The 21,796-nt window shown below is 67.0% G+C and carries 25 protein-coding genes and 1 tRNA gene; 14 read left to right on the forward strand and 12 right to left on the reverse strand.

The annotated features are described in order from the left end of the window. Positions 1-2: 2 nt before the first annotated feature. From G6N18_RS02345 to G6N18_RS02375, 7 genes are all read right to left on the reverse strand, one after another. Positions 3-497: an HNH endonuclease gene (locus G6N18_RS02345; protein ID WP_083000651.1), complete on the reverse strand. Its 495-nt coding sequence runs from the start codon at positions 495-497 to the stop codon at positions 3-5. Further along, positions 494-835: a hypothetical protein gene (locus tag G6N18_RS02350; RefSeq protein WP_083000649.1), complete on the reverse strand. Its 342-nt coding sequence runs from the start codon at positions 833-835 to the stop codon at positions 494-496. Before G6N18_RS02350 ends, G6N18_RS02345 begins: the two co-directional genes overlap by 4 nt. Then, positions 832-1,113 carry a hypothetical protein gene (locus G6N18_RS02355; RefSeq protein ID WP_083000648.1) on the reverse strand — a complete coding sequence of 94 codons (282 nt, stop codon included), beginning with the start codon at positions 1,111-1,113 and terminating at the stop codon, positions 832-834. The genes G6N18_RS02350 and G6N18_RS02355 overlap by 4 nt, the downstream gene beginning before the upstream one ends. Before the next feature lie 196 nt (positions 1,114-1,309). Beyond that, positions 1,310-2,713 (reverse strand): hypothetical protein, encoded by a 1,404-nt coding sequence (locus G6N18_RS02360; RefSeq protein WP_133052444.1) that lies wholly within the window; start codon positions 2,711-2,713, stop codon positions 1,310-1,312. Next, on the reverse strand, positions 2,710-2,997 hold the full coding sequence (locus tag G6N18_RS02365) for a hypothetical protein (protein ID WP_133052443.1): 288 nt from the start codon (positions 2,995-2,997) through the stop codon (positions 2,710-2,712). Before G6N18_RS02365 ends, G6N18_RS02360 begins: the two co-directional genes overlap by 4 nt. Continuing rightward, positions 2,990-3,403: a hypothetical protein gene (locus G6N18_RS02370; RefSeq protein ID WP_163689785.1), complete on the reverse strand. Its 414-nt coding sequence runs from the start codon at positions 3,401-3,403 to the stop codon at positions 2,990-2,992. The genes G6N18_RS02365 and G6N18_RS02370 overlap by 8 nt, the downstream gene beginning before the upstream one ends. A 104-nt stretch (positions 3,404-3,507) precedes the next feature. Continuing rightward, the gene (locus G6N18_RS02375) at positions 3,508-3,723 is read right to left on the reverse strand and encodes a helix-turn-helix transcriptional regulator (protein WP_083000643.1); all 216 of its coding nucleotides are present in this window, start codon (positions 3,721-3,723) and stop codon (positions 3,508-3,510) included. 126 nt (positions 3,724-3,849) lie between these two features. On the opposite strand from G6N18_RS02375, the gene G6N18_RS02380 reads away from it, so the two are divergent. Both G6N18_RS02380 and G6N18_RS02385 read left to right on the forward strand, forming a co-directional pair. After that, positions 3,850-4,377 (forward strand): hypothetical protein, encoded by a 528-nt coding sequence (locus tag G6N18_RS02380; RefSeq protein WP_083000641.1) that lies wholly within the window; start codon positions 3,850-3,852, stop codon positions 4,375-4,377. After that, positions 4,364-5,512 (forward strand): site-specific integrase, encoded by a 1,149-nt coding sequence (locus G6N18_RS02385; RefSeq protein ID WP_083000640.1) that lies wholly within the window; start codon positions 4,364-4,366, stop codon positions 5,510-5,512. Before G6N18_RS02380 ends, G6N18_RS02385 begins: the two co-directional genes overlap by 14 nt. 27 nt (positions 5,513-5,539) lie before the next feature. Here the strand turns inward: G6N18_RS02385 and G6N18_RS02390 are convergent. Further along, a tRNA-Leu gene (locus tag G6N18_RS02390) sits at positions 5,540-5,625 on the reverse strand. A gap of 80 nt (positions 5,626-5,705) precedes the next feature. On the opposite strand from G6N18_RS02390, the gene G6N18_RS02395 reads away from it, so the two are divergent. The 3 genes from G6N18_RS02395 to G6N18_RS24710 all read left to right on the forward strand — a co-directional run bounded on the left by G6N18_RS02395 (position 5,706) and on the right by G6N18_RS24710 (position 7,827). After that, on the forward strand, positions 5,706-7,040 hold the full coding sequence (locus G6N18_RS02395; RefSeq protein WP_109749390.1) for a M20/M25/M40 family metallo-hydrolase: 1,335 nt from the start codon (positions 5,706-5,708) through the stop codon (positions 7,038-7,040). A 17-nt stretch (positions 7,041-7,057) separates the two neighbouring features. Then, the gene (locus G6N18_RS02400; protein ID WP_083000637.1) at positions 7,058-7,594 is read left to right on the forward strand and encodes a YbhB/YbcL family Raf kinase inhibitor-like protein; all 537 of its coding nucleotides are present in this window, start codon (positions 7,058-7,060) and stop codon (positions 7,592-7,594) included. Positions 7,595-7,698: 104 nt separating this feature from the next. Further along, complete coding sequence (locus tag G6N18_RS24710; RefSeq protein WP_264007154.1) at positions 7,699-7,827, forward strand: hypothetical protein; 129 nt, start codon at positions 7,699-7,701, stop codon at positions 7,825-7,827. Here G6N18_RS24710 and G6N18_RS02405 read toward each other — a convergent pair. The 3 genes from G6N18_RS02405 to G6N18_RS02415 are packed head-to-tail and all read right to left on the reverse strand — an operon-like array spanning position 7,820 to position 10,186. Further along, positions 7,820-8,881 (reverse strand): quinone-dependent dihydroorotate dehydrogenase, encoded by a 1,062-nt coding sequence (locus tag G6N18_RS02405; RefSeq protein ID WP_179962405.1) that lies wholly within the window; start codon positions 8,879-8,881, stop codon positions 7,820-7,822. The two genes, G6N18_RS24710 and G6N18_RS02405, sit on opposite strands and share 8 nt — an antisense overlap. Positions 8,882-8,888: 7 nt before the next feature. Beyond that, positions 8,889-9,146 carry a DUF5703 family protein gene (locus G6N18_RS02410; protein WP_067222702.1) on the reverse strand — a complete coding sequence of 86 codons (258 nt, stop codon included), beginning with the start codon at positions 9,144-9,146 and terminating at the stop codon, positions 8,889-8,891. After that, the gene (locus G6N18_RS02415; protein WP_179962354.1) at positions 9,143-10,186 is read right to left on the reverse strand and encodes a YncE family protein; all 1,044 of its coding nucleotides are present in this window, start codon (positions 10,184-10,186) and stop codon (positions 9,143-9,145) included. The genes G6N18_RS02410 and G6N18_RS02415 overlap by 4 nt, the downstream gene beginning before the upstream one ends. Positions 10,187-10,315: 129 nt before the next feature. On the opposite strand from G6N18_RS02415, the gene G6N18_RS02420 reads away from it, so the two are divergent. The 8 genes from G6N18_RS02420 to G6N18_RS02455 are packed head-to-tail and all read left to right on the forward strand — an operon-like array spanning position 10,316 to position 16,678. Next, the gene (locus G6N18_RS02420; RefSeq protein WP_083000633.1) at positions 10,316-10,627 is read left to right on the forward strand and encodes a hypothetical protein; all 312 of its coding nucleotides are present in this window, start codon (positions 10,316-10,318) and stop codon (positions 10,625-10,627) included. A 44-nt stretch (positions 10,628-10,671) separates the two neighbouring features. Further along, positions 10,672-11,502 (forward strand): undecaprenyl-diphosphate phosphatase, encoded by an 831-nt coding sequence (locus G6N18_RS02425; protein ID WP_067223053.1) that lies wholly within the window; start codon positions 10,672-10,674, stop codon positions 11,500-11,502. Then, entirely contained in the window at positions 11,499-12,215 is a 717-nt protein-coding gene (locus tag G6N18_RS02430; protein ID WP_083000631.1) for a histidine phosphatase family protein, read from the forward strand. The genes G6N18_RS02425 and G6N18_RS02430 overlap by 4 nt, the downstream gene beginning before the upstream one ends. 46 nt (positions 12,216-12,261) lie before the next feature. Beyond that, positions 12,262-12,849 (forward strand): Rv2134c family protein, encoded by a 588-nt coding sequence (locus G6N18_RS02435; protein WP_059164231.1) that lies wholly within the window; start codon positions 12,262-12,264, stop codon positions 12,847-12,849. After that, positions 12,833-13,666 carry an Rv2133c family protein gene (locus G6N18_RS02440; RefSeq protein ID WP_083000629.1) on the forward strand — a complete coding sequence of 278 codons (834 nt, stop codon included), beginning with the start codon at positions 12,833-12,835 and terminating at the stop codon, positions 13,664-13,666. Before G6N18_RS02435 ends, G6N18_RS02440 begins: the two co-directional genes overlap by 17 nt. Positions 13,667-13,669: 3 nt before the next feature. Then, on the forward strand, positions 13,670-14,449 hold the full coding sequence (locus G6N18_RS02445) for a 3'(2'),5'-bisphosphate nucleotidase CysQ (RefSeq protein ID WP_067222723.1): 780 nt from the start codon (positions 13,670-13,672) through the stop codon (positions 14,447-14,449). 58 nt (positions 14,450-14,507) lie between these two features. Further along, on the forward strand, positions 14,508-15,746 hold the full coding sequence (gene mshC, locus G6N18_RS02450; RefSeq protein ID WP_083000627.1) for a cysteine--1-D-myo-inosityl 2-amino-2-deoxy-alpha-D-glucopyranoside ligase: 1,239 nt from the start codon (positions 14,508-14,510) through the stop codon (positions 15,744-15,746). A 50-nt stretch (positions 15,747-15,796) separates the two neighbouring features. Continuing rightward, positions 15,797-16,678, forward strand: coding sequence for an SDR family oxidoreductase (locus G6N18_RS02455; RefSeq protein WP_083000626.1), 882 nt, complete (start codon positions 15,797-15,799; stop codon positions 16,676-16,678). Here the strand turns inward: G6N18_RS02455 and G6N18_RS02460 are convergent. Continuing rightward, complete coding sequence (locus G6N18_RS02460; RefSeq protein WP_067222733.1) at positions 16,675-17,565, reverse strand: PAC2 family protein; 891 nt, start codon at positions 17,563-17,565, stop codon at positions 16,675-16,677. The two genes, G6N18_RS02455 and G6N18_RS02460, sit on opposite strands and share 4 nt — an antisense overlap. A gap of 431 nt (positions 17,566-17,996) precedes the next feature. On the opposite strand from G6N18_RS02460, the gene metH reads away from it, so the two are divergent. Beyond that, on the forward strand, positions 17,997-21,737 hold the full coding sequence (gene metH / locus G6N18_RS02465) for a methionine synthase (protein WP_083000624.1): 3,741 nt from the start codon (positions 17,997-17,999) through the stop codon (positions 21,735-21,737). Positions 21,738-21,796 lie beyond the last annotated feature (59 nt).

Below are 21,796 nucleotides of genomic sequence, written 5' to 3' on the forward strand. Positions count from 1 at the left end.
CATCACGCACACCCCCTACCGGTGTGTATCGCCTCCTGCGCCTTGCCTACCGGTCGGAACGCGGCGGTCAAGGGGTCTATCCCCTGGTGTACGGCTCGCTGGGCGACGTTCACACGCTCTCTGCCTGACTTGGTGGGTCGGCGGTTGTAGGCGCTCTCAAGGCGTCTGAGCACTGCTGCTGCCTCGGTGTGGCTGAACTTGTTGCCGCGCTTGCCGTTACAGGGACGGCACAGCACTCGGCAGTTTTCGGCGGCGTAGGCCAGTTCGGGGTAGTCGTGGACGGGCAGCAGGTGGTCGACGGTCAGGTCGTCGGCGGTGCCGCAGTGCTCGCAGAACGGGGCCAGGCGGCGTAGCCGTTTGGAGAAGGCTTTCCAGCGGGCACCGTTGCGCCAGGCGACGTGCTCGCGGTCGGTGCGGGTGTCTGCGGGTTTGCAGTCGGTGCAGTAGCTTCCGGTCGGGATGACTTCACCGCATCCGATGCAGGGGCGGGCGATCATATGTCGCCGCCGAGGTCTCGGTGTGCGTCGTCGGAGGCTTGGTGCAGGCCGGGGCGTAGGTCGGTGCCGAGTTGGGCGGTGACGTCGAGGGTGGGTGCGAGGACGTGGCGCGTCATCAGCGACAGGGCTGCTGCGCACAGGTAGCCGAAGTAGTCGGGGTCGTGGGTGCTGGCCCACTTGATGCTGACCTGGTCGGTGGCGGTGTCGTTGCCTGCGGCGGCTGCCATTTCGTACATCAGCAGTGTGGCGTCGGCTTGCAGTTGGTCGATGTTGATGTGGCCGAGAGGCAGCCCGTTGTCGCCGACGATGAACGCTTCGGGCGGGGTGTTGGTTGTCACTGGTCGTCTCCGTTGATGGCGTGGGCGCGGTCGCGGAGGGCTGCGAGCTGGTCTGGGGGTAGCGCCATCAGTTCACCGAGGAATCGGTGCAGCCCTTCAATTTGGCTGGGGGCGAGCGCGACTAGGAAGTGGCCGAGAATCTCGTCTCGGAATTGGATGCCGATGCCCAACGTGTTGTTGGGTGCGGCGAATAGGCGGCCTTCGAGATCGTGAGGGGCCAGGACGATCACGTCGTCGGGGAACTCGACGGCGGCCGGGTCGTGGAAGTTAGTTGTCATGTTCGGTCCTTTCCGGTGACGCGGGGGTCGAGGATGTTTTCGATGGCTGGGATGTGCGGGCACTCAGGAAAGGTGAGTTCGTCACACGTACAGGTCCAGTCCTCTCGTGGTCCCCAGCGGACTGCGTAGTCGTCGACGATCGCGAGAACAGTTGGTTGTCGAGATCGGACCCCGAGGACTCGCAGGATTTGTATGTTCATGCGGTTCGTTCTCCTGTTTGCTGGGTGTTGCGGCACTTGCCGCGGGTTCGTTGTCGGCGGCGCGGTCTGCCTGTGGCTGTGATACCGGCGGCCGTTGGTACACCTGTACTTTTGGTACAGGTGTCATCGTCTCTGGTAGATGCCTGTTTTTGAGCCCTGTGCCGTTGGTACACCTGTACCTTCTGTGTTCCGCTCTGTCCTGCGGAAATGGTGATTTCGCCGGCCTCCGCTAGCTCGTCAGCGGCGGCGTCGAAGTAGTCCCGGAGGTCCACCTTCAGTGCCGACCGGAGTCGATTGCGTGGTTGCTGGCGGTCGTCGTCGAGCCTCCGCAAGATCGCCTGTTTCGCCCGCTTGAGTTTCCGATCAGAGACGATTTCCTCACGCTCTGCCGCTGCCAGTGCACGGGCGGTGTTCTGTCTTTGGGACTGCTGGGCCAGCGCTCGGCGACATCGCTCGCGAGTGTCGGCGCTGACGCCCATCACGTAGCCCGACAGTTTCCAGTCGAGATCGTCGACGATCGTGCGGCCGTCGAGCGCCATCAGCGCGACGGCCACCTTCAACCGGCACAACAGACTGTGCCCGTCGAGCGGATCGACGTTCTGATCCTCCCGGAGCACGGCTAGGCGGTAGTTGTCGATCGCTGTGCGGGCCGACTCTGGCACATCGAGATCAGCGTTGCCGCCGACCACGTGGAGGTGGCCCACACCGCGACCCCACGATGGGGTCTGTATCTTCCACACGCCGGGATCTTCGGGGGGATCGTCGGGTGCGTCGGGTTCGGTGACGGGGAGCCACGTAAACCGTTGCGGCAATCCACCATCGGCGGCACCGAGGAGGATCTGCGACCGAAGCGGCTGGACACCTGCGATCAGGCAGGCCCGGTAGCTGTGGGCCTCAACGATGACACGGGTGTCCTTGCCCGCGTTGCCGAATCCGAGTTGTTCCCCGGAGTAGAGCTTGCGGGTCTCTGCTGAGAGGGTGGCACCAGACCGTGCAGCGAGCGCTGCCCACGTGTCGATCTCGGCGCAGGTGAAGATCACGTTGGTGATCGGGTTGGCGTCGTCGGGTTTGGTGCCGACTGGCCGGAAGGTCCGGGCGATGCCCTCTCCGGTGCCGATCGGTACCTGATCGGTGCGGGGGCCGCCGAAGTGGATGCCGGCTGCGGACGCGGCGTCAGCGGCACCCTTACCGGAACCAGACGGGCCAACCGACGCGATGAACAGGTTCAGCGACATACGTCCACCGACCAGGCCCGGAATGGTGATGTTCGGGGGGATCGTGGCGACGGCGCGGGCCATCGCGTTGCCGAGAACGGCCCAAGGGCCGACCCTGCGGGCACGCGCTACGGTGAGCGCGTGTTGCAGGACCGGCCTGGCCGACCAGAAATGGCCGTCAATCAAGCTGCTACCTCCCATCTTTCGGCGACGCGGCGGGCAAGGCGCTGATCATCTCCACCTCGACGCCACATCACGCGCAACGCCAGGACGTTCGGTGCCGGTGTCAGACCTTGATCGAGCAGGTGCTGCGCAGCGTCGCGGTAGCCGTCGACGTACCGATCGGTGATCTCGTCGGGGTTCCAGCAGCGGCAGGTCCACGGGTCGGTGCAGCGCCCGCACGAGATGAATCTGCATGTGTGGGCGTAGGCCCGACGGCGACGCAACTGCACGGCCACCGGTTCAGACATTGGGATACACCTCGTTCGGCCATCGCGACATGAAGTCGTACGTCCAATGGCTGTCCGGGTAGACGTCGGTGATGATCTCCCACTCATGCCTCAGGGAGTTGGCGACGAACGCCAGGCACGCAAGGGAATCGACGTCGAAGGCGACGGCGTCGCAGGTGCCGGCGGAGTCTTCTAGGCCGTCGATGCGGGCCTCGTAGCCCACCTGGCCGTCGCTCGATACCCACCGGACGAGTTGGCCGATGACTGGACCGGCGTCGCTGGTCACCATGACGTGCCAGATGCATTCCTCACCTTCAAATGCGACGTAATCAGGCTTGGGCGCGAAGTGACGCCAGATACCCGGCCGTAGGCATTTCGGTGGAAACAACGTCGCGGGGTCGTTGTCCACAAGGGTTTGTGTCATCATGAGGGTGGATTCCTTCCTTAGTTGGGGTTGGGGTTCGCAGCGGCTCCCGCCCGACGCGGCAACGTCGGGGTAAACGGGGGCCGTTGACGTTTTGAGGGTGTGGGTCATGCAGCACCAGGCCGATCGTCGGTGCGCTGAAAGGTGTTTGACGCGATCCACTGATGCACGTCGTCCCAGTCGTAGAAGACCCTCTTGCCTAGCTTCTTGAACTTGGGACCGGTGCCGCGATAGCGCTCTTGCGCTAGTGCCGCCTCTGATGTGCGGCGGTACACCGCGACCTCTGCCGGTGTGGCCAGCGGTCGAGGCGGGAGATCAGCCATGTGACTGTATCCTTTCTATCTCGGGAGAGATCCAAACGATCGCTCTCGCCATAATCGTGCATCACGATTCCTCACTCTGTCAAGTGAATCGCTTGCGCGATCCAAAAGATCGCCTATGCTGTCGCCATGGCAGCAGACCAAGAGGCTGAGAAAGCGCTGACGAAGAACCCCCTCGGGGCGAGCGGTGAGGCGGTCGCCGCCAACGTCGAGCGCCTGCTGAAGGATCAGAACCTAACGTTTGCGGCTCTGTCGGATCGCCTCGCGAAGATCGGCCGCGCGATCCCACCACTTGGGTTGCGGAAAATCGTCAAGAGAACGCGCCGAGTAGACGCGGATGATCTGATCGGGCTTGCTGTCGCCCTTGGTGTTTCGCCCGTCACGTTGCTGATGCCCGAAACCCACGACGCCGACGAAATGGTGAGTACCACGGGCGCTGATGAGGACCTGACGGCGCAGCAGTTGTGGGACTGGTTGCGCGGTAGCCATCCGCTTCCGGGCGATGAGAGGTTGACCCTCGTATTTAGGGCGGCGGCATGGCCCGGATGGCGCCTAACAGATCAGGTTCAGCAGGATAGGAAAACCCAGGCGGCTTGGCTGGCGGCTCGTCGGGCTCAGCTTCGGGGACAGGAGCCGATGTCCGATGGCGACGATTAAGCGCTACACGACGGCAACTGGGGAACGGTGGGAAGTCCGGTATCGCCAGCCGAACGGGATCACCTCGCGTAAGCGCGGATTCAGCACCAAGCGCGACGCGGCGGCGTGGGCGTCGAAGGTGGAGACCTCCAAGGCCGAGGGTGCGTATGTGTCACCGGCACGGGGCCGGGTCACGGTCGGCGATGTGTCGGTCGGATGGCTGGCCCGCCAGCAGCAAGCGCTTTCGCCGTCGTACTACCGCACGATTTCCTATGCCTACGGCAAACACGTCGCACCCAAGTGGGCACGCGTGCCGGTGGGCAAGGTGGACAGTCTCGATGTGAAAGCGTGGGCCGCTGCGATGACCCGCGACGGTTCTAGCGCCACCGTGGTTAACCGTGCGGTCGGCATCCTGGCGGGCATCCTCGACGACGCGGTCGAGCACCGGGCGCTGGCGTTCAACCCAGCGCGCCGGTTCAAGCGGGGAGAGAAGCCGAGGCCGTCGCCGAAGCGCCACGTCTATCTCACTGAGGCGGATGTGTGCCGATTGGCCGAGGAATCCGGCCGTCACGCCGACCTCGTACTCGTTCTCGGATTCACGGGCCTGCGGTGGGGTGAGGCAATCGCGCTGACCGTCGCCGACCTCGAATTCCTGAAGCGCCGTATCTCGGTTCACCGCAACGCCGTCCAGGTCGGGCAGGAGTTCGAGGTCGGGCAGACGAAGGGCAAAGACAACCGGACAGTGCCGGTGGCGGCGTCGGTGCTGTCCCGGCTTGCGGCACGGTGCGAAGGCCGCGTCGCGGACGATCTGCTGTTTCCAGCGCGCAGCGGCGGATACTTGAAACGCCCGTCGTATGACTCGACGGGGTGGTTCAACCGAGCCGTTGAGCGGGCGAAGGTGCAGACGATCACGCCGCACGATCTGCGGCACACCGCGGCCAGCCTGGCGATCAGCGCTGGCGCGAATGTCCTTGCGGTGTCGCGGATGCTGGGCCATAAGGATCCCAGCGTGACGCTGCGAATCTATGCCGATCTGTTTGACTCAGACCTCGATGCGGTGGCCGTAAGTCTGGACGCGCGGATAGAAAAGTGTGTCCAAAGCGTGTCCAAGGCGCCTGTTGACCGCCGCCGTAAGCGCACCAAAACCGCTATCTAGCTGCGGTGATGCGGTCGCCGGGTGTTGTGTCCGAGGGGGGACTTGAACCCCCACGCCCGTTAATAGGGCACTAGCACCTCAAGCTAGCGCGTCTGCCATTCCGCCACTCGGACCTGTTGTGGGCAGCTAAGGCTATCGGATCACCGAGGCCGGACCCAAACCCAGCAGCCAGGTCAATGGTACGAATGGTGGCGTGACTGGTCCTGTCAATGCCGAGGCGGAGGTCGTCGACCTCGTCAGCGCGCTGATCCGGTTCGACACGTCCAACACCGGCGACCCCGCCACCACGAAGGGCGAGGCAGAATGCGCGCGCTGGGTCGCCGAGCAACTCGAGGAGGTCGGTTACGCGACCGAGTACGTCGAGGCGGGAGCGCCGGGGCGGGGCAATCTGTTCGCCCGGTTGGAGGGCGCCGACCGTTCGCGCGGCGCATTGCTGCTGCACGGGCACCTCGACGTGGTGCCCGCCGAGGCGTCCGACTGGAGCGTGCACCCGTTCTCCGGAGCGGTCACCGACGGTTACGTGTGGGGCCGCGGCGCCGTCGACATGAAGGACATGTGCGGCATGCTGATCGCGATCGCACGGCACTTCAAGCGCGCCGGGATCACCCCGCCGCGCGACCTGGTCTTCGCATTCCTGTCCGACGAGGAGGCCGGGGGCAAGTTCGGATCGCACTGGCTGGTCAACAACCGGCCCGACCTCTTCGAGGGCGTCACCGAGGCGGTCGGCGAGGTCGGCGGCTTCTCGTTGACCGTGCCCCGCAAAGACGGCGGCGAACGACGCCTCTACCTGGTCGAGACGGCCGAGAAGTCGATGATGTGGATGAAACTGACCGCGCGCAGCCACGCCGGCCACGGCTCCATGATCCACGACAGCAACTCCGTCACCGCGGTCGCGGAAGCGGTGGCCAAACTGGGCCGCCACGAATTCCCGCTGGTGATGACTGACGCCGTCGGCCAGTTCCTGCAGGCCGTCACCGAGGAGACCGGGTACTCGTTCGACATCGACTCGCAGGATCTGCCCGGCGCCATCGCCAAGCTGGGCCCGATCGCGCGCGTCGTCGGCGCCACGCTGCGCGACACCGCCAACCCGACGATGCTCAAGGCCGGGTACAAGGCCAATGTCATCCCGGCGTCCGCCGAAGCGGTGGTGGACTGCCGCATCCTGCCGGGCCGCCAGGCCGCCTTCGAGCGGGAGGTCGACGAGCTGATCGGGCCCCACGTCACCCGCGAATGGATCACCGAGCTGCCGTCCTACGAGACCACCTTCGACGGCGACCTGGTCGACGCGATGAACGGCGCGATCCTGTCGGCGGATCCCGACGCCCGCATCGTGCCGTACATGCTCTCCGGAGGCACGGACGCAAAAGCGTTCGCGCAGTTGGGAATCCGTTGCTTCGGCTTCGCGCCGCTGCAGCTGCCGCCGGACTTGGACTTCACCGCGTTGTTCCACGGCGTCGACGAACGGGTACCCGTTGACGCGTTGAAGTTCGGTACCCAGGTTCTCGAGCACTTCCTGTTGCACTGCTGATTACGAAAGGACGAGTCATGGCGTTTGACTACAACCCGTACGAGTTCCTCCCCGAGTTACCGTCGTTCACGCTGAGCTCCGACACATTCAGCGACGGCCAGGCGTGGGGTAACGACCAGGTCAGCGGCATCATGGGCGCCGGAGGCAGCGACGTATCGCCGCACCTGAAGTGGTCCGGCTTCCCCGAGCAGACCCGTAGCTTCGCCGTCACGGTGTACGACCCCGACGCACCGACCGCCTCCGGCTTCTGGCACTGGGCGGTGGCGAACCTGCCCGCCACCGTGACCGAACTGCCCGCCGGTGTGGGCGACGGCAGCAGTAGCGGATTTCCTGGCGATGCGCTCACGCTGCGCAACGACGCCGGGCTCAAGCGCTTCATCGGCGCCGCCCCGCCGCCCGGGCACGGCGTGCACCGCTACTTCGTCGCCGTGCATGCCGTCGACGTCGAAAAGTTGGATCTGCCCGAGGATGCGACGCCGGCCTATCTCGGTTTCAACCTTTTCCAGCACGCCATCGCGCGGGCGTTGATCCACGGCACTTACGAGCAGAAGTAGCGAAATAACCTCTGCCGGAGTCGGTTATCTGCACGGCTGGCTTTTTCCAGGAACTCACGTATGGTCGCGATTGAGTGATTGCCACTTCTGTCCAAGGAGCGACAATGGCTGATAAGAAACCGGGCAAGAACCTGAAGAAGGCCGAACGGTCCCTCAAGGAGCGGCGCGCTGAAAAGCGTCAGCGCGAGGCCGAGGCGGGTGAGTTCATCCGCAAGCGCAAGCGCGTCAGTTAACCGCTGACCCCACCGCGTCGGTCAAGGACGCAAAACCTCCCTCGTGTAGGCGGCGGGCGATGCCGGCGTGGATACGCCTGGCCCACAGCCCGCCGCCGTATACGAAGCCCGTGTAGCCCTGCAGCAGCGAGGCGCCGGAGGTGATGCGGTCCCAGGCGTCGTCGGCGGTTTCGATGCCGCCGACGCTGACCAGCACAAGCCGGTCGCCGACGCGGCGGTAGAGCCTGCGCAGCACCTCCGTCGAGCGGCGCGCGACCGGAGGCCCGGAGATGCCACCGGGGCCGAGTCCGTCGACGCCGGGAGTGGCCAGCCCCTCGCGCGACACCGTGGTGTTGGTGGCGACGATGCCGGCCAGGCCGAGTTCGACTGCCAGATCGGCGATCTCGTCGACGTCCTGGTCGGACAGGTCCGGCGCGATCTTCACCAGAACCGGTGTCGACGTCTCCTTCTGCACGGCGGTCAGGATCGGCCGCAACGCCTCCACCGCCTGCAGGTCGCGCAATCCCGGGGTGTTCGGCGAACTGACGTTGACCACCATGAACGACGCGAGCGGTCCCAGCAGGCGGGCGGACGTGGCGTAGTCCTGCACGGCGTCCTCCGGCGGGGTGACCTTGGTCTTGCCGATGTTCACGCCGATCGGCACGTCGGGGACGTGGCGTGTCAGCTTCACGGCCAGTTCACCGGCGCCGTGGTTGTTGAAACCCATCCGGTTCAGCAGCGCACGGTCCTGTGGCAGCCGGAACATCCGCGGTTCGGCATTGCCGGGCTGGGCCTGCGCAGTCACGGTTCCGATCTCGGCATATCCGAAGCCGAGCGCCCCCCACGTGCACAGGCCGCTGCCGTTCTTGTCGAAGCCGGCGGCCAGGCCGAGCGGCCCGGGAAATCTGACCCCGAACACGGTGGAGGCCAGCACCGGATCCCGCGGCCCCAACCAGCGTTTCAGCGCGCGTCGCGGCCACGGCAGGTAGGTGGCGGCGCGCAACAGGGCGAACACCCATGTGTGAATTCGTTCGGGCGCAACCAGAAACAACGCCCGCCGCAGCGCGCCGTACATCATCGAGTCACTGCGGAAGCTGCTCGGGGACGCCCGCCCGGTCGGCCGCGGTCTTCTTGCGCCGCAGTAAGACCCGCCGTGAGCCGTCGGTGTACAGCCGTACGCGGGTGAGTTCCCAGCCCCGGTACTCGGCCTCGATGGACAACCGGGTTGACGCGCTGACACGGGTCACATCGGGCGGCAGCCGCAACGGAATCCACTCGTAATCCTCGGAGAGGTCCTGATCCCACCCGGCAGGCAGGCGTCCGCGGTGGATGGCACTCACGGGCGCCCACTCGCGGCGTCGGTGATCACCTGCACACCCGCTCCCACTCCGGACACGACATACAGCGTGCCAGAGGATTCGTCATACGCCAGGGAGTTCGGTTGCTGCACGGTTCGATATCGCACCTTCTCGACGGGGATGCCGGTGGCCAGATCGTAGCCAACGACCGTGTTCGCCGCCGTCTGCGACACCCAGGCCAGCGTCGAGGACCCGGCCAGGCCGTAGGGGGCGTCGGGCACCGGGTAGCGCTGCCGAAGGATCAGCGGGTTCGTACCGAAGACCAGCAGCCCGTCGCCGCGGGTGTCGGCGACCAGCACCCGGCCGGCGGGGTCTGCGACCATCGTCGTCGCTCCCTCCCCGGCCCGCAGCGCCTGCTCCTGCTCGGTGCCGCTTTCGGACACCGCCGTCACCGAGGTCTGCCCGCGGTCCAATACGACGGTCGTATTGCCTTGCGTAACAAGGGCATCGACGCGAGCGAAGATCTTCAGCTGGGCGGCGACCGAGCCGTCCGAGCCGAGCGTGTACACCGCGCCGTCCCCGCTGCCGAGGACCAGCCTGCCGTCCGCGCGTCGGGCGATCGCGGTGAACTCGGTGTCGCTTTGTCCGACGACATCGAACTTGGTGGCGGTACCCGTCGAGAGGTCGATGCGAAAATAGCCGCCGCGGGTCGCGGCGTAGGCGTGCCCGTCGTCGTCGCCGGTCAACGCGGTCGCGGCGGCGGGCAGCGGCGCCGTCGCGACGACGTCACCGGCCCTCGAGAACACGGTGAGCTGCGAGTGCCCGGCCGGGCGGGGGGCCAGCACCGCCAACGAGCCGCTCGCCGCGTCGACGATCGCCGCCTGGGCGCGGCCCGCCAGCGGCCGCACGACGCCGTCCGGCCTGCCGGTGACCGGTGGCGAATCAGCGGCCGACGCGGGCGCGATGGTCGGCGGCGCCACCTCCGCGGCCTCGGACGAGCAGCCGCCGACGGTCACGACAATTGCCAGCGACACCACGATCCAGCGAATCAGCTGATTCGAGGCGTTTATGGGCGGCGGCAAGGGGTAGCTCTCGGTCGTGGGTACGGAATATCGACTGAATGGCCAGTCTAGGCAGCCGGCTCGCCAGGAGTTTCCAGCCGCTCGACGTGCCCTCCCAAGCGGCGGGCGGCTCGGAGGTATGGTGCGACCATGACCCTCGCCGCAGACCGAGAACTGGGCAGCCAAGAGTTTGCTATAGAGGACATCACCACTGGTGTGCGCGCCAGCGGGTTTGGCCAAGTCGGCGACGGCCGCAGCTTTTCGTTCCACGTCGAGCGCCAGGCTCTGGTCGTCGAGATCTATCGTCCCCGGCTCGCCGGGCCGGTCCCGGTCGCAGAGGACGTGGTGGCGACGGCCACCCGCAAGCTGACCGACATCGACCTCACCGACCAGCGCAGCGTGGGCGCGGCGGTGCGAGATGCGGTGGCCGACGCCCAGCCGGTGGCGCGAACCGGTCGCTGACAACCGCCCGCGGTACGGTCGTCGTCGTGACGGACGTGCCGGCGATGTCGTGGGTGCAGGTTGTCGTTCTCGCGGTACTGCAGGGGCTGACCGAATTTCTGCCGGTCTCGTCCTCGGGACATCTCGCGATCGCCTCACGCGTGTTCTTCGCCGACGACGCGGGGGCGTCGTTCACCGCCGTGACCCAGCTCGGCACCGAGTTCGCGGTGCTGCTGTACTTCGCCAAAGACATCGGCCGCATCATCAAGGCCTGGCTTCACGGGCTATTCGTCGCCACGCAGCGCAGCGCCGACTACCGGCTCGGTTGGTACGTGATCATCGGCACCATCCCCATCGGGGTGGTCGGGCTGTTGTTCAAGGACGAAATCCGCACGGGCGCACGCAATCTCTGGGCGATCGCGATTGCGTTGATCGCGTTCTCGGCCGTCATCGCCGCCGCCGAGTACTTCGGCAGGCAGACCCGAAACGTCGAGCAGCTGACATGGAAGGACGGCATAGTCGTCGGCCTCACGCAGTGCCTCGCGCTGCTGCCCGGGGTGTCCCGCTCGGGCGCGACGATCAGCGCAGGGCTTTTCCTCGGGCTCAACCGCGAACTCGCGGCCCGGTTCGGATTCCTGCTCGCCATCCCGGCGGTGTTCGCCTCGGGGCTGTATTCGCTACCCGACGCCTTCCATCCCGTCGGTGAGGGGATGAGCGCCAGCGGCCCGCAGTTGCTGGTGGCGACGGTGATCGCGTTCGCCGTCGGATTCGCGGCGGTGGCGTGGTTCCTGCGGTTCCTGGTCCGGCACAGCATGTACTGGTTCGTCGGTTACCGGGTGGTGCTGGGGACGGTGGTGCTGGCCCTGTTGGGCACCGGAGTGGTGGCCGCGACATGACGGTGATCCTGTTGCGGCACGGCCGCTCGACGTCGAACACGGCGCACACCCTCGCGGGCCGCTCCGAGGGCGTCGACCTCGACGACAAGGGGCGCGAACAGGCGCAGTCGGTGGTGGCCAGGGTCGGCTCGCTGCCGATCCGCGCGATCGTGCGCTCGCCGTTGCTGCGGTGCGAACGAACCGTGGAACCGCTGGCCGCCGCGTTGGGGCTGACACCGATCGTCGACGACCGGATCTCGGAGGTCGACTACGGGGCCTGGACCGGCCGCAAGATCGCGGACCTGGTCTCCGAGCCGCTGTGGACGGTGGTGCAACACCAGCCGAGCGCTGCGGTCTTCCCCGACGGCGAGGGCCTGGCGCAGGTGCAGGCCCGCGCGGTCGCCGCGGTACGCGAGCACGACCGCCGGGTGGCGGACGAGCATGACGGCGACGTGCTGTGGCTGGCCTGCACCCACGGCGATGTGATCAAAGCCGTCATCGCCGACGCGCTCGGCACCCATCTGGACAGCTTCCAGCGGATCACCGCCGACCCGGGGTCGATGAGCGTGATCCGGTACACGGCGGTGCGACCGTTCGTGATCCACGTCAACCACACCGGAGACCAACTGACCGCGGGGCTGCTCCCCAAACCGGCCAAGAGCGACGGCCGAGCCGACTCCGAAGACGGGGAGGTGCCGCCGGAGGATGCCGTCGTGGGCGGGTCGACCGGCTAGTCGCGATTACGGCTGACGAGCCCGTACCGGTATTTTGGAAAGTGCCATGGCCCGCGCAATTCACGTCTTCCGCACACCCGACCGCTTCGTGGCCGGGACCGTCGGCCAGCCCGGCAACCGCACGTTCTACCTGCAGGCCGTTCACGACAAGCGCGTGGTGTCGGTGGTGCTGGAGAAGCAGCAGGTTGCCGTGCTCGCCGAGCGGATTGCCGCGCTGCTGCTCGAGATCAACCGCCGGTTCGGCACCCCGATCCCGCCGGACACCGGTGAGATCGAGGATCTCAGCCCGCTGATCACCCCGGTCGACGCGGAGTTCCGGGTGGGGACGATGGGCCTGGGCTGGGACTCCGAGGCGCAGACCGTCGTCGTCGAGTTGCTCGCGGTGTCGGAAACCGAATTCGACGCATCGGTGGTGCTCGACGATGCGGAGGAGGGGCCCGACGCGGTGCGCGTCTTCCTCACGCCCGAGTCCGCCCGCGAGTTCGCGACGCGCTCCAACCGGGTCATCTCGGCAGGCAGACCGCCCTGCCCGTTGTGTGACGAGCCGCTGGACCCCGACGGTCACATCTGCGTGCGCACCAACGGCTACCGGCGCGGCGCCTTCGCCGAGTCCGACGATGACGTCGACATCTGACCCCGGGGCCCACGCCGCTCCCGAAGACGTCCTGCAGCGCGGCGAGCTCATCGTCATCGGCCGCATCCGCTCGGCGAGCAATGCGACGTTCCTGTGCGAGGCGAATCTCGGTGACCAGCAGGTACATTGCGTCTACAAGCCGATCGCCGGCGAGGCGCCGCTGTGGGATTTTCCCGACGGCACGCTGGCCGGCCGTGAACGAAGCGCATATCTGGTGTCGGCGGCCTTGGGTTGGAACCTGGTGCCCCACACCATTATTCGGCACGGGCCTGCCGGCGAGGGCATGGTGCAGTTGTGGGTGGACCAGCCCGGCGACGAGGTCGACGACGAAATGCCGTCCGGGCCCGACCTCATTGATCTGCTGCCCGCCGGGAGAATCCCGCCGGGGTTCCTGCCCATCCTGGCGGCCTACGACTACGCAGGCGACGAGGTCGTGCTGGTCCACGCCGACGACGACCGGTTACGCCGGATGGCGGTGTTCGACGTGCTGGTCAACAACGCCGACCGCAAGGGCGGCCACATCCTGTCCGGGGTGGACGGCCGGGTGTACGGCGTGGACCACGGGGTGACGCTGCACGTCGATGACAAGTTGCGCACTGTGCTGTGGGGCTGGGCCGGTAAACCCGTCGACGACCAGACGCTGGAGGCGGTCACCGCGCTGCGTGATCAACTGTGCGACGGGCTCTCCGACCGGCTGTGCGTTCACATCACCGAACGCGAGGTCGCCGCGCTGCTCGCGAGAACCGTTGCGCTACTCAATGATCCGGTGATGCCGACGCCCGACCGGCACCGCCCTATCCCATGGCCGGCGTTCTGATCGATGACCCAGACCGATGCGGCGCTGGCCGCCGAGGTGGCCGTTGAGGCCGGCGAACTGCTGCTGCAGGTGCGCGAGGAGCTCAGTTTCTACGACCCGTACGACCTCGGTGACGCCGGCGACATGCGGGCCAACAAGCTGATCCTGCAGCGCCTGCGCGAGCGGCGGCCCGACGATGCGGTGCTCTCCGAGGAGGCCGTCGACGACGTGTCGCGGGTGCACGCCGATCGCGTCTGGATCGTCGACCCCGTCGACGGCACCTGGGAGTTCTCCCTGCCGGGTCGCACGGACTGGGCGGTGCACATCGCGCTCTGGCAGCGCGACGGCAGCCCCAACGGTCGCATCACCGACGCGGCCGTCGCGCTGCCGGCGCGCAAGGAGGTCTACCGGACCGACACCGTGAAACCACCGCCGCCGCGCGCCGACGGCCCGATCCTGATCACAGCGAGCGCCAACCGGCCGCCGCCGGTGCTGTGGTGGCTGCGGGAGCGGATGGACATCCAGCTGGTGCGGATCGGCTCCGCGGGAGCCAAGGCGATGGCCGTGGTGCGCGGCGACGTCGACGCCTACCTGCACGCCGGCGGTCAGTGGGAGTGGGATTCGGCGGCCCCGGCCGGGGTGGTGCAGGCGGCCGGCCTGCACGCGTCGCGGCTGGACGGCTCCGAGCTGATCTACAACCGGCGCGACCCATACCTGCCCGACCTGCTGATGTGTCGGCCGGAACTGAGTGAACCGCTGCTCGAGGGGATCCGCTCGGCGTACCAGAGCCGGTGGAGGGATTGAACCGGGAATGAAACAGGCGCCCGCCTTGTCGGTCACCGCGATGCCTAGAGTCGACGCTATGAATTCGTGGCCGGCGCCCGCCGTCCCGGCGCTGCCGGGTCGCGGCCCGCAGCTGCGCCTCTACGACAGCGCCGACCGGCAGGTGCGTCCGGTCAGTGCAGGAGACACCGCCACGATGTACGTGTGCGGCATCACGCCGTACGACGCCACTCACCTCGGCCACGCGGCCACCTACCTCGCGTTCGACCTCGTGCACCGCATCTGGCTGGACGCCGGCCACCGGGTGCACTACGTGCAGAACATCACCGACGTCGACGATCCGCTGTTCGAGCGCGCGCAGCGCGACGGTGTCGACTGGCGTGAGCTCGCCGACCGCGAGACCGACCTGTTCCGCGAGGACATGGCGGCGCTGCGGGTGCTGCCCCCACACGACTACGTCGCGGCCACCGATGCCATCGCCGAGGTCATCGAGGTCGTCGAGAAGCTGCTGGCCTCGGGTGCGGCCTACGTCGTCGAGGACGCCGAGTTCCCCGACGTCTACTTCCGCGCCGACGCCACCGCCCAGTTCGGCTACGAGTCCGGCTACGACCGCGACACCATGCGGCGGCTGTTCGCCGAACGCGGCGGTGACCCCGCCCGTCCCGGGAAGGGCGACGAACTCGACGCGCTGCTGTGGCGGGCGCAACGGCCGGGGGAGCCGAGTTGGCCGTCGCCGTTCGGGCCGGGCCGGCCCGGTTGGCATGTGGAGTGCGCCGCCATCGCGCTCAGCCGGATCGGCACCGGCCTCGACATCCAGGGCGGCGGCAGCGACCTGACCTTCCCGCACCACGAGTTCTCGGCCGCTCACGCCGAATCCCTCACCGGCGAGCGGAGATTCGCCCGCCACTACGTGCATGCCGGGATGATCGGCTGGAACGGCCACAAGATGAGCAAGAGCCGGGGGAACCTGGTGCTGGTGTCGCGGCTGCGCGCCGACGGCGTCGACACCTCGGCGATCCGGCTGGGTCTGTTCGCCGGTCACTACCGCTCCGACAGGTACTGGAGCGACGCGGTGCTCGCCGAGGCCGTCGAGCGGCTGGACCGTTGGCGCACCGCCGTCGCGCTGCCCGCCGCGCCGGACGCGTCCGACGTCGTGGGCCGGGTGCGCCGTTATCTCGCCGACGATCTCGACACCCCGAAAGCGCTTGCGGCTCTGGACGGTTGGAGCACCGACGCGTTGACCTACGGCGGCCACGATCCCGATGCGGGCCGCACGGTGGCGACCGCCGTCGACGCGCTGCTGGGCATCCGGCTGTAGAACTTCGGGACCCCGCCCGCTGCGGCGCCGACCCAGGTACGTTGACCGCCATGGGTTCTGTGAACGGGAAAGTCGCGCTGATCACCGGTGGCGCCAACGGAATCGGCGAAGAGGTGGCCCGGCGCCTGCACGACAAGGGCGCCAAGCTGGTGCTGACCGACCTCGACGGTGACAGGCTGGCGAAGGTCGCCGCCGGGCTCGGCAACGAGGGCGTACTGACCGCAGTCGCCGATGTGCGCGATCTGGCAGCGATGGAATCCGCCGTCGCCAAGGGCGTCGAGCGGTTCGGCGGCATCGACATCGTGATGGCCAATGCGGGCATCGCGACCTACGGTTCGGTGCTGCAGGTCGACCCGCAGGCGTTTCGGACGCTCATCGACGTCAACGTCGTCGGCGTGTTCCACACCGTGCGGGCCGCGCTGGCGTCCGTCATCGACAGACGCGGCTACGTGCTGATCGTGTCCTCGGCGGCGGCCTACGCGGCGTCCGCCGGCATGGCGCCCTACGACGCTTCCAAGGCCGCTGTCGAGCATTTCGCCAACGCACTGCGCCTGGAGGTGGCGCATCGGGGCGTGGACGTCGGGTCGGCGCACATGCTGTGGATCGACACGCCGCTGGTGCAGGAGACCAAGTCGGATCTTGCGAGCGCCCGGGAAATGCTGAACTCGCTGCCCGGACCGCTGGGCAAGACCACCTCGGTGCGCAAGTGCGCGGAGTTGTTCGTCAAGGGCATCGAGGAGCGCAAACGACAGATCAACTGCCCGCGTTTCGTGGGCCTGCTGCGCTTCCTCAAGCCGGTGCTGTCGTCGCGGCTGGGGGAGCGCGCCACGCTCAAGTCGGTGCCCGAGCTGTTGCCGAAAATGGATGCGGAGGTGGCCGCCCTCGGCCGCTCGATGAGCGCACGCACCGAAGCACTGGAAAAGCGCGGTTAGCTGCGGAAGCCGGGACCTCGCCGACGCAGGTAGCGCTCGAACTCCGCGGCCAACGCGTCGCCGTCGATCTTGCCGAGCGCCTCGTGCATGTCGACCTCGGCGTCGCCGCGTTCCTCCAGCGAATGCACGTACTCGGCGATCTCGTCGTCCTCAGCGGTCATCTCCGACACCGCCTGCTCCCACTCCTCGGCCGCCGACGGCAGGTCGGCCAGCGGCACCTCGATGTCGAGCACGTCCTCGACACGGCGCAGCAGCGCCACCGTCGCCTTGGGATTCGGCGGCTGGGAGACGTAATGCGGAACCGCGGCCCAGAACGTCACCGCGGGGATACCCGCCTGCACGCAGGCATCCTGGAACACCCCGGCGATGCCGGTCGGGCCTTCGTATCGCGTCTCCTCCAGTCCGAACACCTTGGCGGTGTCCGATGAGTAGGCCGCTCCCGACACGGGCACCGGGCGGGTGTGCGGCGTGTCGGCCAGCAGCGCGCCGAGGATGACCACCGTCGCCACGTTGAGCTTGTCGGCGATCGCCAACAGCTCGCCGCAGAAGGTGCGCCAGCGCATGTTGGGCTCGACGCCGTGCATCAGCACGATGTCGCGGTCAGACCCGGGTGGGCGGCAGTGCGAAATCCGCATCGACGGCCACACCAGTTCGCGGGTCACCCCGTCGACCAGCCGGATCACCGGCCGGTTCACCTGGTAGTCGTAGTACGCCTCGTCGTCGATCTCGACGATCGTGTCGGCCTCCCAGATGGCGTCCAGGTGCTCCAGAGCGTCGCTGGCCGCGTCACCGGCGTCGTTCCAGCCTTCGAAAGCTGCGACGACGATCGTGTCGTTCAGTTCGGGCAGGTCGGGCGGTTTGAAACCGCTCGCATCCGACAAGGTCACAACGCCAGCGTAAGCCCTGTGCGGCGGGTACGAGCGCCATCGCCACACGGGGTGATTTGATCCGGCGACTACCCTGTATTCGTGGCTGATGGGAAACATCACACGTACGACACCGATTTGCTCGACGACGAGACGCAGCCGGATGTCATCAAGACGAAACACCTTCGGCTGCAATCTGGTTAACCAAGGTGGCTAGAACTTGCCCAAGACATTGCCGACACGATTCGCAAGCTGTCGCTCAACGGCGCCGCGACCGCCAAGCTGGTCGGGTTCGATCGCCGCGTCGAGGCGGGCGTCCAGGCGTCGAGCGGGTGACGACGTAGACTTTTCACCGTCGAGAGGCGTTGCAACGGTTACTGGAGGGGCCGCGTCCCCGGTATCCGCCACGCTCGGCGAAGTCAAGGACGCCTTCCGTTACGGAAGGAGCGCACGTGAACGCCCTTGAATCAAACATCGGGGAACCCAACATCCGCCCTGACTGCACCGACGAGCTGACGGCCGCTCTCGGACAGCGGATCATGGTGATCGACGGCGCGATGGGCACGGCGATCCAGCGGGACCGGCCGGACGAGGCCGGCTACCGCGGCGAGCGGTTCAAGGACTGGCCCAGCGATCTCCAGGGCAACAACGACCTGCTCAACCTGACGCAGCCGCAGATCATCGAGGCGATCCACCGCGAGTACCTCGAGGCGGGCGCCGACATCCTGGAGACCAACACGTTCAACGCGAACGCGATCTCGCTCTCCGATTACGACATGGCGGAGCTGAGCTACGAACTGAACTATGCCGGTGCCGCCCTGGCGCGGGCGGCCTGCGACGAGTTCAGCACACCCGAGAAGCCCCGCTACGTCGCCGGCGCGCTCGGGCCGACGACGCGAACCGCGTCGATCTCGCCGGACGTCAACGACCCCGGAGCCCGCAACGTCGCCTATGACCAGCTGGTCGCCGCTTACCTCGAAGCTGCCAACGGCCTGGTCGACGGTGGTTCGGACCTCATCATCGTCGAGACGATCTTCGACACGCTGAACGCCAAGGCCGCGGTGTTCGCCCTCGAGACGCTGTTCGAGGACCGCGGACGCCGCTGGCCGGTGATCATCTCGGGCACCATCACCGATGCTTCCGGACGGACGCTGTCCGGTCAGGTCACCGAAGCATTCTGGAACTCGATCAGGCACGCGAAGCCGATCGCGGTCGGCCTCAACTGCGCGCTGGGCGCACCGGAGATGAGGCCCTATATCGCCGAGATGGCGAGGATCGCCGACACCTTCGTCTCCTGCTACCCGAACGCCGGCCTGCCCAACGCCTTCGCCGAGTACGACGAGTCCCCGGAGCGTCAGGCCGGTTATATCGCCGAGTTCGCCGAGGCGGGCCTGCTGAACTTGGCGGGGGGTTGCTGCGGAACGACGCCGGCGCACATCGCCGAGATCGCCAAGGTGGTCGACGGCAAACCGCCGCGGAAGGTGCCCGACATTCCGGTGGCCACCCGGCTCTCGGGCCTGGAGCCGCTCAACATCACCGAAGACTCGCTGTTCGTGAACATCGGTGAGCGCACCAACATCACCGGTTCCGCCCGATTCCGCAACCTGATCAAGGCCGAGGACTACGACACCGCGCTGTCGGTCGCCCTGCAGCAGGTCGAGGTCGGGGCGCAGGTCATCGACATCAACATGGACGAGGGCATGATCGACGGCGTCGCCGCGATGGACCGGTTCACCAAGCTGATCGCGTCCGAGCCGGACATCAGCCGCGTCCCGGTGATGATCGACTCCTCCAAGTGGGACGTCATCGAGGCGGGCCTGAAAAACGTGCAGGGCAAGCCGATCGTCAACTCGATCTCCATGAAGGAGGGCGAGGAGAAGTTCATCCGCGAGGCAAGGCTGTGCCGCAAGTACGGCGCCGCCGTGGTCGTGATGGCCTTCGACGAGCAGGGCCAGGCCGACAACCTGCAGCGCCGTAAGGAGATCTGCGGGCGCGCCTACCGGATCCTGACCGAAGAGGTCGGCTTCCCGGCCGAGGACATCATCTTCGACCCGAACTGCTTCGCGCTGGCGACGGGCATCGAGGAGCACGCGACGTATGGGATCGACTTCATCGAGGCCTGCGCCTGGATCAAGGAGAACCTTCCCGGCGTGCACATCTCCGGCGGCATCTCGAACGTGTCGTTTTCGTTCCGGGGCAACAACCCCGTCCGCGAGGCGATCCACGCGGTTTTCCTGTACCACGCCATCAAGGCGGGCCTGGACATGGGCATCGTCAACGCCGGCGCGCTGGTGCCCTACGACTCGATCGACCCCGAGTTGCGGGACCGAATCGAAGACGTCGTCCTGAACCGTCGCGAGGATGCAGCCGAGCGGCTCCTGGAGATCGCGGAACGGTTCAACAAGTCCGAGAAGGGCGAGGATCCCGCGGCGGCCGAATGGCGCAGCCTCCCGGTCCGCGAGCGGATCACCCACGCCCTGGTCAAGGGCATCGACGCCGACGTCGAGGCGGACACCGAGGAATTGCGGGCCGAGATCGCCGCCGCCGGTGGGCGTCCGATCGAGGTGATCGAGGGCCCGCTGATGGACGGTATGAACGTCGTCGGCGATCTCTTCGGCTCGGGCAAGATGTTTTTGCCCCAGGTCGTGAAGTCGGCCCGGGTGATGAAGAAGGCAGTTGCGTACCTGCTGCCGTTCATCGAGGCGGAGAAGCAGCCGGGTGACGTCGAGAGCACCAACGGCACGATCGTGATGGCCACGGTGAAGGGCGACGTCCACGACATCGGCAAGAACATCGTCGGGGTCGTGCTGCAGTGCAACAACTACACCGTGATCGACCTCGGCGTGATGGTGCCTGCCCAGAAGATCCTGGACGCAGCCAAGGAACACGACGCCGACATCATCGGGCTGTCCGGGCTGATCACTCCGTCGCTGGACGAGATGTCCAACTTCGCCGTCGAGATGGAACGCGAGGGACTGGAGATCCCGCTGCTGATCGGTGGCGCGACCACATCGCGCGCTCACACGGCGGTGAAAATATCGCCGCGGCGCAGCGGTCCGGTGGTCTGGGTCAAAGACGCTTCCCGCTCGGTGCCGGTCGCGGCCGCGCTGCTGGACGACAAGCAGCGGCCGGCCTTACTGGAGGCCACCGAGAAGGATTACGCATCTCTTCGCGAACGGCACGCCCAGAAGAACGAGCGGCCGATGCTGACCCTGGAGAAAGCCCGCGCGAACCGCACGCCGATCGAGTGGGACGGCTACACGCCGCCGGCGCCCGCCCAGGGCCTCGGGGTACGGGAGTTTCTCGACTACGACCTCGCCGAGCTGCGCGAGTACATCGACTGGCAGCCGTTCTTCAACGCCTGGGAGATGAAGGGCCGCTTCCCCGACATCCTCAACAACCCGGCCACGGGCGAGACCGCCCGCAAGCTGTACGACGACGCCCAGGAGATGCTCGACACCCTGATCAAGGAGAAGTGGCTGACCGCAAACGGGGTGATCGGTTTCTTCCCGGCGAACGCGGTCGGCGACGATATCGAGGTCTACACCGACGAGACCCGGACCGAGGTGCTGACCACGTTGCACAACCTGCGCCAGCAGGGCGAGCACCGGGCCGGTATCCCGAACCGGAGCCTCGGCGACTACATCGCCCCCAAAGAAACGGGCCTCCGGGACTACGTCGGCGCGTTCGCGGTCACCGCCGGACTCGGCAGCCAGGACAAGATCATGGAGTTCAAGGCAGCCCTCGACGACTACAGCGCCATCCTGCTGGAGTCGATCGCCGACCGGTTGGCAGAGGCGTTCGCCGAACGGATGCACCAACGGGTCCGCACGGAGTTCTGGGGATACCAACCGGACGAGCAGCTGGACAACGAGGCGCTCATCGGGGAGAAGTACGTCGGAATCCGCCCGGCTCCCGGCTACCCGGCGTGCCCGGAGCACACCGAGAAGGCAACGCTCTGGGAGTTGATGGACGTCCATCAGCGGACCGGCATCGAGCTGACCGAGTCAATGGCGATGTGGCCCGGTGCCGCCGTCAGCGGCTGGTACTTCTCGCATCCGCAGTCTCAGTACTTCGTGGTCGGCCGGGTGGCCCAGGACCAGGTCGCCGACTACGCGACCCGCAAGGGCTGGACTCTGCGGGAAGCCGAGCGCTGGCTGGGCTCCAACCTCAGCTACAACCCGGAGGACTGAGCCCCAATGCCAACGCCTAACGGGTTGATTGCCGCCACCAGGTGCGTGCGATCAACCCG

Source organism: Mycolicibacterium celeriflavum (assembly GCF_010731795.1).
In the GTDB taxonomy this organism is placed as follows: Bacteria; Actinomycetota; Actinomycetes; order Mycobacteriales; family Mycobacteriaceae; genus Mycobacterium; species Mycobacterium celeriflavum.